This is a genomic window from Polynucleobacter sp. TSB-Sco08W16 (genome assembly GCF_018687455.1).
GTDB lineage: Bacteria > Pseudomonadota > Gammaproteobacteria > Burkholderiales > Burkholderiaceae > Polynucleobacter.
Genome location: NZ_CP061291.1, coordinates 1,852,674 through 1,866,440, shown reverse-complemented (window position 1 = coordinate 1,866,440; position 13,767 = coordinate 1,852,674). Strand labels below are relative to the sequence as shown.

The window sequence follows — 13,767 nt, the reverse complement described above, 5'->3', positions numbered from 1 at the left end:
GGGTATGGGTTATGATTTTCTACATCAGAAAATACTATAGAGGCTGCAGATGGAGAAATTGAATGCTCAAGCTGGAAAGTGCTTGGCCCAGGCCTTAGCCAAGATTAAAAATTTAAATTTCTCATTTGAAAGAACAAACAACGCTTTTGAATTAATAAAATCAGCATCAGTTTCTCTCCTTTCAATTTTTGCTGTTACTGTAATCTTGTTGACGCTGTATAAGTCATTCAAATCAACAGATATTAAAGTTGAGCCATTACAAGTCCCAACTTCATTTCTTGAAAAAGGATTTACTTCAGAAATTACAACAGTTCACCTCTTAGATGAGGTCTCAAAAATACATAAAATATCGACCTCATCGCTTCCGGGCAAGAGGAGCATTTCTAACAAATTACCCGGTGATGAAATTTCAAAGCTTCAGTCACTTCCTGTTGTGGGCGCTATTGACTTTAAAAGCATTCAAAATTTAATCCAAGATACTTTTGGAATTAGCAGGACAAGCATTTCGGGTGAGATAACGGTGGTTACAAAAGACTCGGCCCCGATCTATCAGGTCAGAATACGAAGCTTCCCTGACAATATTTTGCTTGTTGATATTGAAAAGCAGGGTGAAATTTCAGAAGTAATAAAAGCATCTGCAATTAAGTTGGTTGAAGGTATGGATCCACTCGCAGCCGCATCTTATTATCGATGGAATAAAGATACTGAAAATTTCTTAAGAATGATTGACGAGGCCCTGAGAAACGATGACTCAGATGATGATCTTTATGCTTTGCTGCAGCGAGCCTCTAGCTACACGCAACGCAAGAAATTTGATTTAGCTCAAGATGATTTAAATCAAATTTTCAAGAAAGATCCTAACTTTCCATGGGCAATTAATGTGCAAAGTTATTTATTCAACGAAGAAAAAGATTATGCCAAGGGGTTAGAGTGGTCAACCAAAGCCGTTCAGCTTCTACCAAATTTTTGGCAGCCACATAGCAATCTTGCCGATTCATTGGCTGGGCTAGGCAGATTTCAGGATGCTGAGCGAGAGCTACTTACAACAATTGAATTAAATCCAACGTGGGCGTCTCAGTATGTAGACGTTATTTTATTTCTTCAGGGCCACAACAAGAGCGTTGATACCGAGAAAATTTTTCATAAAGGAATACGAAAATTTCCTACTTATGCGCCGCTTCTTATTCTCTACTCAGACCATCTTGATAAGCTAGGTCGCAAAGAACAAGCCTTGCACTATCTTAATGTCGCCTATAAGAGCAATCCAAACGATCCATTAGTTTGGGACGCATATATCAACTTTTCTGGTCTAAAAGACCCTAAAATTGAATCAGAGATTAACAGTAAACGAAAAAAATGAAATTTAAATTTTTTATCGGCACACTTGTTGGTTTATTGCCGATATTCGTTTTAGCTGCAACTGATGTCAACTCACAAGATCCCTTAAAACTTGCTAAGATCGTACCCATCGCCGATGTTCATCGGCATGTAAATAAGTTTGTATCCCCTGCGGCCCTAGCGGAGCAGATGAATGCAAATAACATTGGTTGGTCAGGAGCAGTAGGCCCTTACGAGTGGCAAACCGATCGGGATCCCTATCTTGAGTTATTGGGAGATGCCTATATACCTACTGCTGGGCAATCCGAGTTAACCCAAATATTTTTCAAAATTGGCCCGAGTGCAATTGAGGATGAAAATAATCGCTTCTATCAAGAATTATTTTCAAATGCTGATGAACTTTTTGCCAATAAAAAAATAAAAGGTTTTGGTGAGTTAATTCTTAATAACAAGACCTCCAATCCAGTGGCTTCTTTTAGGCGAAAAGTTACAATCGATTCGCCACCAATTGAGAGGATGATGTCTATTGCAAACAAAAATGGTGGTTTTGTTCAGATTCACTCTGAAGATGATGAAGATTCAATTGCTCAAATAAAACATCTTGCTAATCTCCATCCAAAGACCCCAATTATTTTGTCGCATTGCTTAATGACGCCAAATACTAAATTGGTCTCTGATCTACTTAAGGCTAATGCGAATATTTATTGCGACCTTTCGGCCAGAACACCACTTCATTTCTTAAATCCAGATTCCGAAATTGCTAAATCAAGAATTGTTTATAGCGAGTCTTTTGCTGACCCAAATTGGATTGCCTTAATTGAGGCTTATCCTACCCGCTTTATGGTGGGTAGCGATACCTTTAAATACGATATTGACTTTGAAAAAGTGATTAGTGCTATACGTAACGGACTCTTGTCACGACTAAAGACCGGCACCATTGAACTGGTTGCATATAAAAATGCTCAAAAAGTCATGAATTTGAAATGATCCGCTCGACATTGTTGGTGTTTTTATTGCTAGGATGTGCCGCTACGCAATTTACTGTAGACGATGTGGATTATTTTCAGCCGCCGATTGTTTCGGATAGGGCGCCTGACAGGCCAATCACTAACTACAGCGTTTATAACAATACGATTAAAGTAAATTTGGCGCCCATGCGCGCTATCGTTCCTACTTTTAATAACAAAGGCAATTTGATTGCTAGCTGGAACCCACATCCTAAAGGGGTTCAGGGGCGCCCAACTTTTGTATTGGTGCACGGTGGACATGGATTAATTCCCGGGGATTTTGCAACTGCTTTGTGGGCACGAGATGAGATGGGTGCGAACACGTTAATACTCGATAGCTATTGGAGTCGAGGCCAACAAGAAAACTGGGAAACTTATACACGCTTAGGCGCTAATGCCCGAATGCTCGATACCATTGCTGCAGCCCGTTGGCTCTATGCGGAAGGAGTTGATAAAGATAAAGTGTTCTTAATGGGAGGCAGTCAAGGAGGTTGGACGATATTACGAACCTTTACCGATGAACCATTCATGCAACAAAATGCTAAAGGACTTTATCGAGCGGGTTTTAGCCTTTACCCCGTTTGCAATAGCAGGGGTTGGAAAACAGACCCAACTCTTGGTCCGTATTGGGGACCGGTTTTGGTGTTTACGGGCGGCAAAGATGCCGCTACTGATCCTAGTAAGTGCCCCACAAGAGTTTTTACGGATGCCACCACATGGACGAATTATCCCGATGCAACACATGGATGGGATACTTCAAATAGAGGGGCGCATACCCCGTCAGTGGATGGTGAGTGCAGTAAAGCTTTGAATATTTATAATCATTTTGCGGTTTGTAGATCTGATGCCGCGACTAATGATATGCACAGAAAAATTAAGGAGTTTGTTCAAAACGTTGGTAGTAAAAAGCCATAAATCATTCTCACCACCATTAGATTCCTTGTAAATTCGGGAGATTAAGCACCGTTAACCTGTTTTCTAGGCAAAAACACAGTTTCATTTATAATCTTTAGTCTTGGCCTGGTAGCTCAGTCGGTAGAGCAGAGGATTGAAAATCCTTGTGTCGGTGGTTCGATTCCGCCCCGGGCCACCAAGAAACACCAAAACCACCTTCGGGTGGTTTTTTCATTTGTGCGGCAATGTCGTTTTAAACGACAAAATTTGCTTGTGTAAGCATTTTCATAAAGTAGGGCTGTATATTGTGCTTCAACCCATAATTGGATAAAAATCAAATGAAACTTTCTTCCTATATCGGAATCTTTATTTTTTTAATCTCCCCATTTGCCATGTCACAAAACTTACCAAATATAGAAGCTTCATATGGATCGGGAGCTAATGTGTATAAGTTGGCTACTGGTAGCCCAGGTGAGCTAGGTTTACTTCAGGCTTTAGGAGAAGCGTTTGGCAAAAAAGAAAATGCCAAGATGGAGTGGATTAAAGCGGGTAGCGGAGCATCATTAAATTTACTTAAGACTAAGCAAGTAGACATGATCATGGTTCATGCGCCTGAGGCGGTTAACAAAGCCATAGCAGAGGGATGGGCAACCGATAGAACTCTTATTGGCTCAAATGAGTTTTATATTGTTGGACCCAAGTCTGATCCTGCCAAGATAAAAACAGCCACCAGTGGTGCTGATGCCTATGCCAAGATTGCTGGGGTACAAGCAAACTTCATTTCTCGTGGCGATAAAAGCGGCACTCATGTGAAAGAAATGGATATCTGGAAAAAAGCTGATATCACCCCATCAGGGAATTGGTACATCATTACTAATGACTTTATGACGGCTTCATTAAAAAGAGCTAACGTAGAGAATGCTTACTTCATGACGGACAGTAGTACTTGGGTAGCAGAAAAGAACTTTGCTCCTAAGTTAGAGATTTTGTATCGCGGAGATAAGTTTCTCGTCAATACCTATGACGCATTGGCGGCTCCAGCAGGTACTACACCGGGTAGAGAGACTGCGGTCAAATTCATTCAGTTTGTCGGCTCTGATGCTGGACAAAAGATCATTCGCGACTACGGCAAAAATAAGTACCCTGAGGCTCTCTATAATGATGCTGTGTATGCCAAGCAGTATGTCTATTAAGGAAAATCATGAAACTCAATGTTAGCCTAAGTGCTCGTAATCAATTACCCGGAACTCTTAAAGAAATCAAAATGGGTCAAACCACATCCCATCTAAAGATTGATATTGGGGGACATATCTTGACTGCTTCAATTACCAATGAAGCCGTTGATGAGTTGGCTCTTAAAGTGGGCGATCAAGTTTGGGGAATTATTAAAGCTTCTGATGTGATGGTGGCCAAATAACGCTTCCTTGCTAATTATTGTCGTTTAAAAGGACAGTCTAGAGGCAGATTCAGACATCCTCAGTCCTGGTTCGATTCCGCCCCGGGCCACCAAGAAATACTAAAACCACCTTCGGGTGGTTTTTTCATTTGGCGTATTCTTAGCTGATGAGTCAAGTCCTCTCCAAGCTCGTTAAAGAAATTCGCTGTTGTACCTTGTGTGCAGAGCATTTACCTTTGGGTCCAAGACCCATTATTCAGGTTAGCAGTACAGCAAAAATTCTCATCGTTGGTCAGGCGCCTGGTAGCCGCGTTCATGAAACCGGAATTCCATTTAACGATCCTAGTGGCGATCGTCTTAGGGAGTGGATGGGCATTGATAAAGAAATCTTTTATGACGACAAGAAGGTTGCTCTTGTCCCAATGGGCTTTTGTTTTCCTGGAACAGGTAAATCAGGCGATCTGCCGCCCAGATCAGAATGTGCGGACACATGGCGAGTCAAACTATTAGAGCAATTACCCAACATCAAGCTAACCATTATTGTTGGTCAATATGCTCAAGCATGGCACTTAGACAATGGCGGTAAAGAGAATTTGACTGAAACCGTGATGGCATGGAAAGAATACTGGCCTAAAGCAATTCCATTGCCACATCCAAGTCCTCGAAATAACATTTGGCTAAAGAAGAATCCTTGGTTTGAGGAAGAGGTTTTACCTTCTCTCAGAAGGAAGGTGAAAGCTGTATTGAAGTAGGGTTGGGCATCCTCGGCGCTGGTCAATCCCGCTTGCGGCCACCAAGAGTCTCAATAGCCCACTTGATGGGCTATTTTCTTGTATGACTTGGCGGAGTTAGACGCCATTTCTTCTGGGTTTTCTATCATTCCCCGTGGCTAGAGATATTGTCTAAAAAAGAGTGTTTAGTTTAGGATGGGTTTTTGGCACCTACCAATAAATTCTGTTCTGGCTATATTGCGTTCATTAGCATTTATCTTTTCGCCAACAGCCCAAATAGCATCAATTTCTGCGAATGACTGTGTACTTGTATCGTAAATGATGCGCTTACGCTCTCTAGCCCCATTTTCTTCTTTAACGAAGTTACAACTGATGATGTTGGCTCGTTGAGCACACTCATAATCATCAATCTTGTAATTCTGGAACTTATAAGTTCGCGTAACCTGAGGCGTAACAACCTCTTGTTTTGCTTCGGTCTTAATAGCCGCACCATAACAACTTAATGTTAAGTTGTCAGGATTTTGTGAGCAAGCAACCAACAAGCTTAAAAGCGTTAGCACAAACAATTTTTTCATAGCACCCCTTATAGTTTTAATAACTATAAGTGATTTTTCTCCCCACGTGACTTTTATTGCTTTAAGTAGCAAAAGTCGAGGGTCGTATATCTTAGGCTCCAGTTGATTCCGCCCCGGGCCACCAAGAAACACCAAAACCACCTTCGGGTGGTATTTTCATATTCGGGCTTTATGATGTGATTATGAAATCTTATCTTTCGGAATTTATTGGCACAGCCCTTTTGCTGGCAATCGTTGCAGGCTCAGGAATTATGGGCGAGACGTTGGGCGCAGGTAATGCCGCAGTAGCTTTACTTGGAAACAGTATTGCTACAGGCGCTGGCTTATATGTCTTGATTACTTTGCTAGGACCCATTTCCGGAGCTCACTTTAATCCTGTTGTGAGTTTGATGTTCTGGAAACTAGGCCATCTAGACCTAAAAAAGATGTTGGGTTACTGGGTTTGTCAGTTCACAGGGGCTATTGCTGGAATATGGCTGACGCACTTGATGTTCAGTCTGCCCATCATTCAAGAGTCAACTAAGGTCAGAGCGGGATTAGGTATATGGGCGAGTGAATTCATATCAACACTCGTATTACTCTCAGTAATTCGAATTGGAGACAAAGAGGCTAAAGATCGAGTACCAATGCTTGTTGCCTTAACAGTCACAGCGGGCTATTGGTTTACTTCGTCCACTTTCTTCGCTAATCCTGCTGTTGCTTTAGCAAGAAGTTTTACAAATACATTTGTAGGGATTGCTCCCAGTGATGTATTGGGTTTTGTAATTGCTGAATTATTGGCGGCCTTGGTGATTGTTGGAATATTTTCTTTTTCAAAACAAAAGTCTTGAACTAGGGCCAGACGTCTTCGGCCATGGTTGATTCTTCCCCGGGCTGCCAAGAAAGATTAAAACCACCTTCGGGTGTTTTTTCAATAGAGTAAATTTTGAATATCTTTTAAAAAGACACTACTCGATCAAATTATCTCTACCCAGCCTACCTTTAACAAGGTCAATGCCATATTTGATAACGGCCACAAATAGGATTGATCCAGCAATGTCTCCGCAGAACATGGCAACGAAGTGATTCCAGCTTCCAGAGTCTAGTCCCCTGGCCGCAAACCAAAGTTGATGTAACCCTGAGCTTAGGAATGAATAAGCAACGATGATCACTAATAGTTGCTTTAATGAAATGTTGCTTAAGTCAGGCTGAACTTTTAAATTGTGAATCACAAAATGTCTGCCTAGGAGCGGAGCTACTCCACAGATAACAGCTATGCCTAAAGTTGATGTGAAATCGAGTTCATAAAAGCCAATATAGTTAATCAATAAAGAGGCAATAGCTAAACCAATAGCGCCCGAGTAATCCAATATCAGCGTCAGAAAGATTCGAAGCCCTGCGGGTAGAAAGATCCAATTAACACCCCTGGCCTCTTCTAGTGGGGCTGTGATGGATTGATTGAAGTAAAAGAATGCCATATATAAAGCGGCGCTAATAGCGACCTCGAAGAGAAATTGGCTGAAAGCCCTTAAATATGGCATTGAATAATTATGGAATTTAAAAGCATATAGAATACTGGTGTTTACCCTGCGAAGGAGGAGTAAAATTTTGATATGAAAGCTATTAAACCTTCAGCCTACGCCCGATTCTTAAATGCCTTAGATTCTCTGGACCGCATGAGTGCCAGTAAGAGGCTAGATTTTATTGAAGAGCAACTGCTCAATCACATTTATCTTGCTTCGGTGAATGGCGAAAAGTTGTTGGTTGGCGATGTCATCCTTTTGGAGAAATTCGGATCTCAAGCAACTCTCCATGGCCGCCTCAAGAGCTTGGTCGGTAAAGGCTTTATCCAGCTTATTAGCGATAAGACTGATGGCCGAAGAAAATCGGTTCACATTACTGCCAAAGCTGAAAAGCATTATCAACAACTATCTGACTACTTAAGCAAGGCGATCAGAACTTAGGTTTACAAAAATCATCCTTATCGTTCTAAAAAACATATAAATTCTAAATAATTATTTTAAATTTAAGTAACGATAGTTCTAGAGCATTTTCAATTAAGCCGATAGCATTCTTGGATGCTTTTTTGGCCAACCAATCGTTCCAGTAAACCCATAATTTCTCAGGGCTCCAAGTGCCTATTTGCGACTTTTATTATTGTGGTTTTAGTTAATCCCGCCTTTTCCCAGACCCCCCAGGGAATTGCTCGTGAATCAAAAGCGAATGAGGTTGCTTGCTATAGGTCATCCATAAAAGAGCCGGCCAGTTTTTATGGCAATCCAATGGATACATTTACACTATATGACGATACGAGGTGGAAAGTGTCTAGTAGTGGTGCATACGAATACACCCCGACCAGATATCGAAATGTTCTTATTTGCCCCAGTGAAGGATTATTAGTAATAGACAAGAGGGCAATATCAGTTTCAAAGTTGAGCCAATAAGGGTCAATAATTAAAGCTAGATTCAGGTAATCTCTGTCCTGGTCGATTTCGCCGCGGGCCACCAATAAACATTAAAACTACCTTCGGGTAGTTTTTTGTTGCGCACTCACTCAGACTGGGCACAATTCATGGGATCTGTTTAAGATGGATGGATCTAAGGAGAATAGAGATGCCATTGGTCCGAATTGATTTAAGTAAAAAACTCTCTGAGAGCTTTACGCAGCAAGTGGGAGATATTGTCTATAACGTGATGCGTGAGCAAATTAACGTTCCTGAAGATGATAAATTTCAGATCATCACTAGACACGACGCATCAGAATTCAATATTCCAAAAAGCTATTTGGGCATTGAATATTCAGAGGAAATCATTTTTATTCAGGCAACCATTAGCTTCGGTAGATCTACAGATCTTAAAAAGAATCTGTATAAAGCTATTTGCGAGGCCCTTGTAAAAAACCTCAAAGTCAGACCTCAAGATATTTTTATAAACTTGATTGAAGTGAGTAAAGAAAATTGGTCATTTGGTAATGGCGAAATGCAGTATGCCGATAAGGATTAAATTTTCTCGGGCTCTGCTTAGTTATGCCCTGAACCACCAAGAACAAATGAAGCCACCTTCAGGTAGTTTTCATTTGCTTAGGCAAGTTGGTAGCATTGAAGAATGATCAACTTGCCTAAACTTTTTGGCCCGCTTTCTTTTATTGGCCTTTTGATGCTTTCCAATGTCTTTATGACATTTGCTTGGTATGCCCATCTAAAGAATTTATCTTCAAAGCCTTGGTGGATTGCGGTATTCGCAAGCTGGGCAATTGCTTTGCTCGAATATGCTTTTCAAGTGCCGGCAAATCGAATTGGTTTTGAATATTTTTCACTTGGACAGCTTAAGATTACCCAAGAGGTTATTACTCTAGCCGTTTTTGTACCATTTGCTGTTTTCTATATGGGCGAACCATTTAAGACGGACTATATTTGGGCTGGCTTATGCCTGTTGGGCGCGGTCTACTTTATGTTTAGAGGTTAAGCATCGAAATAGTCCACTTTTGGGCCTACGGAATTTGATTCTGTCAGTTTTGTGATTTGGATACACTAATGTTGTCTTCTTTAACTCGGTAGGCAGTACTCCATCAAAGTGTATAAGCCATTTATTTTTTGTCTCACGACCCTTCTGTGTTCTTGCATTAATCAACTGCCTGCTGAGCAAGACAATGCAGGTATTCAGGGCGATAAGTTTTGGACTCTAGATTTCTTCTACTTTTATAAAGGCAAGCAAACGCATGCCGATACCCTAAAGTTCGTTAACAGAAGGGATTGTTTTGAGGCTCTTTATCAAATGCAAGTTGATTCTAAAAAACAAAGTGGTCATAGCGGAGCTGGAATATGCACCAAGCGTTTTGTGGAAGGATAAAAGAGAACACAAGATGATTTATTGGGCTATAGGTAGAGCGTTAAGCATGAGAATCAAACATTTTTTTGGCTCTGATCGATTCCGCTCGGGCCACTAAGAAACAGCAAAACTAATCTCGAGTGGTTTTTATTTAGGCTTTTTATTATTTTATTATGAAAAAAATAATCATTTCAATGGTTCTGAGTTCGCTCTCAATGAGCTCATTAGGGTTTGAGATATTTGCCCTTGGCACAAGTAATACAAATTGTAAAAATTCTGGACAAGCCTATACAACAAGACTGAATGAGTTATTGGCTCAAGATAAGATTAATGCCAATGTCATTAACGCTGGCGTAGATGGAGATAGGCCTGCTTTTATGATGACAAGGTTAGAGCAGGGGTTAGTAGTCTATCCCAATACTAAGATGGTTATTTTCGAGCCAGGGCCAAATGAAAAGAATCCAAGATTTAGCCTTGGGCCCTCAGAGGAAATCTTGGCATACCTTAAAAAATTGAATATACCCACAATCTATGTATCCACGTCCGTGATTCAAAGCGATGAAGAGGCCCAAGAATTAGCAACGAAATATGGAGCTTACTACTACGGTCACTGGAATAAAAATATTCCAACTGATAGTGACCACAGATTATTTGATATGCCAGGCGGAGGCGGGGGCCATATGACAGTTGTGGGTTGTCAAAAATGGGCCCAATATATGCTTCCAACAATTAAACAAGTAATGAAAGAGAAAAACATCAAATAGAGTCAGACACCTCAGCGCTTGTTTGATCGCCGGATCATTAAGATCCTACTTCGTTTAGTTTTTTCATTGGTAGCCTTGAGCCTCTAGGTTAAGTAATATTCTCATTAAACAGTAATTTCCAGGCGGCTTTATACGCAATAATTTCGGCAACTCGTTCGGGAAGGCTATTTAACATTTCTCTTAGTCGTTGAGTGTAGGCCTCAAACATTCCCATTCTGTCACCAGCTAAATCTAAGGCGGCCAAGAACCGGTAGGGTCTTGAGATGATCAGCTTATTCCAAGCGACTTGATTAGCCCAATAGCGAGCATGTGGCTCTCCACTTATCGGATAGATGGATTTGGGCCCACCAAAAGCGGTATCCATATACAGATTTCTATGTTTATCAAGAAGGGCGCCAACATATTCCGGTGAATAGATCGTAGATCGAGCCGAATATCTAATCTGTGCGAAGTGACACCAAATCACCTTAGCACTTGGATATTGAATTAGCATTTTTTCAAGGGATCCCAATAGCCCATCTTCTATTTCGTAGTGAAGCTGAAATGGAATACCTGTTTCTTCAGAAAAAGCAAACAGCCTATGTCCAAGAGGGCTATCAATTGGTATATCCACATCACGATTTGTACTTCCCCCAATTTGCCGTGGGGATGGGTAATGTCTAAATTCATATTCACCCATCAATGGAATTTTCTGCTGAATGACGTTGCGCTCATTCTCATCAAGAAATTTTTCGGGGTTGGATGTCCATGCTGGATAAACCCCGCCATTACCGGCGGGAATAAAGTGCGCAGGGAACTTCATTACAAGCTGATTACTTTCATTACTCCATATTGGTCCGCCTCTAGGTGAATCCAGGGAGAGACAAGATTGTGCGATCCCCATTCGGTCCATGGTGCGCACAAAATCTTCTGCATCAAAATTCACGGGGTTGTAAGAGCTCTCAATATCTATGATTGGTAGGGCTCCTGACTTTTTAATGGATTGGATGCGATTTAAGTAAGCTTGCTTAGACTGGGTAAAATTGAATTGGTACTCACCTGCTAAAGCTACCTTGGTATTAATGCTCAATAGGCTAAATAATCCAAGCTTTATAAAAGGTCTGCGATCCATAATTGTTCTCGGTTAGTAGATTGAGGCGATGAGTACTTTTACCAATGTTTCAAGGATAAAACATCTCGGTACTGGCCGATTAGGCGCCATGGCCCCAAAACGGCTTGTAGCTAGTTTGTATTGCCTAGGTACTGGGCCCATGAATGAAATTCGTTCAAAACAACATTAAAACTTCACTCTTATTTGCTAGTATCAGGCTATGGATAAAGCCGCAGAAGATCACGAATCAAAAACACCTCCTAAGAAGGGCACATTGGTTAGCGTCGTTATTAATTCTGTCTAACCATTTCCCAAGTGTCTGCGAGTGTTTTTCTGGTTCTTGGGGCTTGATTGCTGATGGCATTCATTCTGCAGCGAATTTGGTTGCTGATTTTGTAGTGCTATTTGCCATCATCCAGAAGTAATATCAAGGCAGTATTGCAATAGGAATAGACGCCATTTTCTGACATCCTTATCAAAAAATAATGTCTTAAATGAGAATATCCATAAGACCCTGAAACCCGTAAATGAAACTGTTACTCGCGCTTGCTTTAACGTTCTTTATCTCTCACGGCTTTGCCCAAGAGAATTCTATTCCCATTGATGTTCAGGTGAACGTGACTCCTATTGATGGTCGATTTCATATTCAGGCAAGCTATTCTTTGCCGACGAGTATTTGCAGTGCCTATGCATTTATTACGGACTATGAGGGTTCAAAAAATATTCCAGGAATAGTTGAGGCAAAAGTTATTTCAAGAGCAGGCAACAAGGTGCGCGTGTATAGAGTGATTGAAGAGCAAATTCTCTTTTTCTCTATTGAGATGAAATCAACGGTGGAATATACAGAGCTACCAAATAAATCTCTCACTTTTGAGCAAATTAGTGGCGATACTAAATCGTATAAGGGCACCTGGAAATTGACGGAAGAAAAAGACAAAATAGTCTTTAAGTACGATTCTCTACTGGAGCCCAACTCAATTGTGCCCACGGCAATCGTTGAATACTTTATAAAAAATAACATTCGAGGACGATTTGAGTCTATGGCACAAAGAGCCAGCCAATATAAGCCCCCTGAAACGTTAGCTTGTAAATAACCATTAGATACACAGACCTTAACCCATATAGTCTTCAGAGTCTCTGGTGCTAATGCAAGAATTACCAAAGTTATCTAATATGTTGATATGAACAATTTCTTAGATCCAGCAATTCTCTTTTTTGTCTTTGGCGCTTTTGCTGGTGCCGTGAAATCTAATTTAGAAATTCCTCAGCCGATTGCAAGATTTTTATCTTTATATCTTTTAATGGCATTGGGCTTGAAGGGAGGCTTTGCGCTTCATAAATCAGGCTTTACTCTAGAGATTGGCTTATCCCTCGGACTGGCAGTATTTCTGGCAATCATTATTCCGTTAATGGGTTATGTAGTTCTTAGAAGTAAGCTCAATAGCTATGATGCCGCTGCGATTGCTGCTACCTATGGCTCAGTTAGCGCGGTGACTTTTATTACTGCGACCCAAGCGCTTGATCAATATGGCATTGCATTTGGTGGACATATGGCAGCTGCAATGGCGCTCATGGAGTCGCCTGCAATCATCCTTGCTATTTTGCTAGCAAATAAAGCAAGGGCGTCAGCAACAAATACAAAGCAAGCCACAGGCATGTCAAAGATTCTCCACGAATCATTTACTGATGGCGCACAGCTTTTGTTGTTAGGTTCGATGATCGTAGGTTTGGTGAGTGGCGACAGTGGGCAAAAAATTATGGCGCCATTTTCAATTGATTTATTTAAAGGAATGCTTGCTTTCTTCTTACTCGATATGGGCTTGATGGCTGCCAAAAACTTTGAGGGATTAAGGGGTAAGCCGCCAATCACCTTGTTGTATGCCATCGGCGCGCCCTTAGTTCACGCATCTATCGCATTGGCATTGTGTAAATTACTCGGCTTGCCGCTGGGAGATACTGTTTTATTGATGGTGCTAGCAGCCAGCGCTTCTTATATTGCTGTGCCGGCGGTATTAAGACATGCACTTCCCGAAGTAAATCCTGCCTTATATATGGGAATGTCATTGGGAATTACGTTTCCCTTCAATATCATTTTAGGAATTCCGCTCTATGCGTATGTTGCTGGGCTCACCTATTAGATGGGTGGCGCTTCCTGAGATATTGCT

Annotated in this window: 17 protein-coding genes and 1 tRNA gene; 15 read left to right on the top strand and 3 right to left on the bottom strand. The window is 41.1% G+C overall.

Annotation, left to right across the window (positions count from 1 at the left end; translation table 11 throughout):
• Positions 1–49 precede the first annotated feature (49 nt).
• From FD961_RS09405 to FD961_RS09375, 7 genes are all read left to right on the top strand, one after another.
• Positions 50–1,360 (top strand): lipopolysaccharide assembly protein LapB, encoded by a 1,311-nt coding sequence (locus FD961_RS09405; RefSeq protein WP_215393611.1) that lies wholly within the window; start codon positions 50–52, stop codon positions 1,358–1,360.
• Complete coding sequence (locus FD961_RS09400; RefSeq protein WP_215393610.1) at positions 1,357–2,325, top strand: amidohydrolase family protein; 969 nt, start codon at positions 1,357–1,359, stop codon at positions 2,323–2,325. The genes FD961_RS09405 and FD961_RS09400 overlap by 4 nt, the downstream gene beginning before the upstream one ends.
• Positions 2,322–3,260, top strand: coding sequence for a dienelactone hydrolase family protein (locus FD961_RS09395; RefSeq protein ID WP_215393609.1), 939 nt, complete (start codon positions 2,322–2,324; stop codon positions 3,258–3,260). Before FD961_RS09400 ends, FD961_RS09395 begins: the two co-directional genes overlap by 4 nt.
• Before the next feature lie 102 nt (positions 3,261–3,362).
• Positions 3,363–3,438 (top strand) — tRNA-Phe (locus tag FD961_RS09390).
• Between the two features lie 139 nt (positions 3,439–3,577).
• Complete coding sequence (locus FD961_RS09385) at positions 3,578–4,432, top strand: substrate-binding domain-containing protein (RefSeq protein WP_215393608.1); 855 nt, start codon at positions 3,578–3,580, stop codon at positions 4,430–4,432.
• A gap of 8 nt (positions 4,433–4,440) precedes the next feature.
• Complete coding sequence (locus FD961_RS09380) at positions 4,441–4,656, top strand: molybdopterin-binding protein (protein WP_215393607.1); 216 nt, start codon at positions 4,441–4,443, stop codon at positions 4,654–4,656.
• A gap of 146 nt (positions 4,657–4,802) precedes the next feature.
• Positions 4,803–5,387, top strand: coding sequence for a uracil-DNA glycosylase family protein (locus FD961_RS09375; RefSeq protein WP_215393606.1), 585 nt, complete (start codon positions 4,803–4,805; stop codon positions 5,385–5,387).
• Between the two features lie 164 nt (positions 5,388–5,551).
• Here FD961_RS09375 and FD961_RS09370 read toward each other — a convergent pair whose 3' ends face one another.
• On the bottom strand, positions 5,552–5,941 hold the full coding sequence (locus tag FD961_RS09370) for a hypothetical protein (protein WP_215393605.1): 390 nt from the start codon (positions 5,939–5,941) through the stop codon (positions 5,552–5,554).
• Between the two features lie 182 nt (positions 5,942–6,123).
• Here FD961_RS09370 and FD961_RS09365 point away from each other — a divergent pair, with 182 nt between their 5' ends.
• Positions 6,124–6,771 carry an MIP/aquaporin family protein gene (locus FD961_RS09365; RefSeq protein WP_215393604.1) on the top strand — a complete coding sequence of 216 codons (648 nt, stop codon included), beginning with the start codon at positions 6,124–6,126 and terminating at the stop codon, positions 6,769–6,771.
• A 117-nt stretch (positions 6,772–6,888) separates the two neighbouring features.
• Here the strand turns inward: FD961_RS09365 and FD961_RS09360 are convergent, their stop codons facing one another.
• Positions 6,889–7,398, bottom strand: a complete 510-nt coding sequence (locus FD961_RS09360; RefSeq protein ID WP_215393603.1) for a hypothetical protein — start codon at positions 7,396–7,398, stop codon at positions 6,889–6,891.
• A 135-nt stretch (positions 7,399–7,533) separates the two neighbouring features.
• On the opposite strand from FD961_RS09360, the gene FD961_RS09355 reads away from it, so the two are divergent.
• The 4 genes from FD961_RS09355 to FD961_RS09340 all read left to right on the top strand — a co-directional run bounded on the left by FD961_RS09355 (position 7,534) and on the right by FD961_RS09340 (position 10,512).
• Complete coding sequence (locus FD961_RS09355) at positions 7,534–7,884, top strand: hypothetical protein (protein ID WP_071466344.1); 351 nt, start codon at positions 7,534–7,536, stop codon at positions 7,882–7,884.
• Positions 7,885–8,533: 649 nt separating this feature from the next.
• Positions 8,534–8,923 carry a tautomerase family protein gene (locus FD961_RS09350; RefSeq protein WP_215393602.1) on the top strand — a complete coding sequence of 130 codons (390 nt, stop codon included), beginning with the start codon at positions 8,534–8,536 and terminating at the stop codon, positions 8,921–8,923.
• Between the two features lie 102 nt (positions 8,924–9,025).
• Complete coding sequence (locus FD961_RS09345; RefSeq protein ID WP_215393601.1) at positions 9,026–9,385, top strand: DMT family protein; 360 nt, start codon at positions 9,026–9,028, stop codon at positions 9,383–9,385.
• A 536-nt stretch (positions 9,386–9,921) separates the two neighbouring features.
• The gene (locus FD961_RS09340) at positions 9,922–10,512 is read left to right on the top strand and encodes a hypothetical protein (protein ID WP_215393600.1); all 591 of its coding nucleotides are present in this window, start codon (positions 9,922–9,924) and stop codon (positions 10,510–10,512) included.
• Between the two features lie 88 nt (positions 10,513–10,600).
• Here the strand turns inward: FD961_RS09340 and FD961_RS09335 are convergent, their stop codons facing one another.
• A complete protein-coding gene (locus FD961_RS09335) occupies positions 10,601–11,623 on the bottom strand; it encodes an amidohydrolase (RefSeq protein WP_215393599.1) in 1,023 nt (340 codons plus the stop codon).
• Between the two features lie 143 nt (positions 11,624–11,766).
• On the opposite strand from FD961_RS09335, the gene FD961_RS09330 reads away from it, so the two are divergent.
• The 3 genes from FD961_RS09330 to FD961_RS09320 all read left to right on the top strand — a co-directional run bounded on the left by FD961_RS09330 (position 11,767) and on the right by FD961_RS09320 (position 13,740).
• Positions 11,767–12,027: a hypothetical protein gene (locus tag FD961_RS09330; protein ID WP_215394432.1), complete on the top strand. Its 261-nt coding sequence runs from the start codon at positions 11,767–11,769 to the stop codon at positions 12,025–12,027.
• Between the two features lie 102 nt (positions 12,028–12,129).
• A complete protein-coding gene (locus tag FD961_RS09325; RefSeq protein ID WP_215393598.1) occupies positions 12,130–12,696 on the top strand; it encodes an SRPBCC family protein in 567 nt (188 codons plus the stop codon).
• An 87-nt stretch (positions 12,697–12,783) separates the two neighbouring features.
• Positions 12,784–13,740 carry a sodium-dependent bicarbonate transport family permease gene (locus FD961_RS09320; RefSeq protein WP_215393597.1) on the top strand — a complete coding sequence of 319 codons (957 nt, stop codon included), beginning with the start codon at positions 12,784–12,786 and terminating at the stop codon, positions 13,738–13,740.
• The last annotated feature ends 27 nt before the right edge of the window (positions 13,741–13,767 follow it).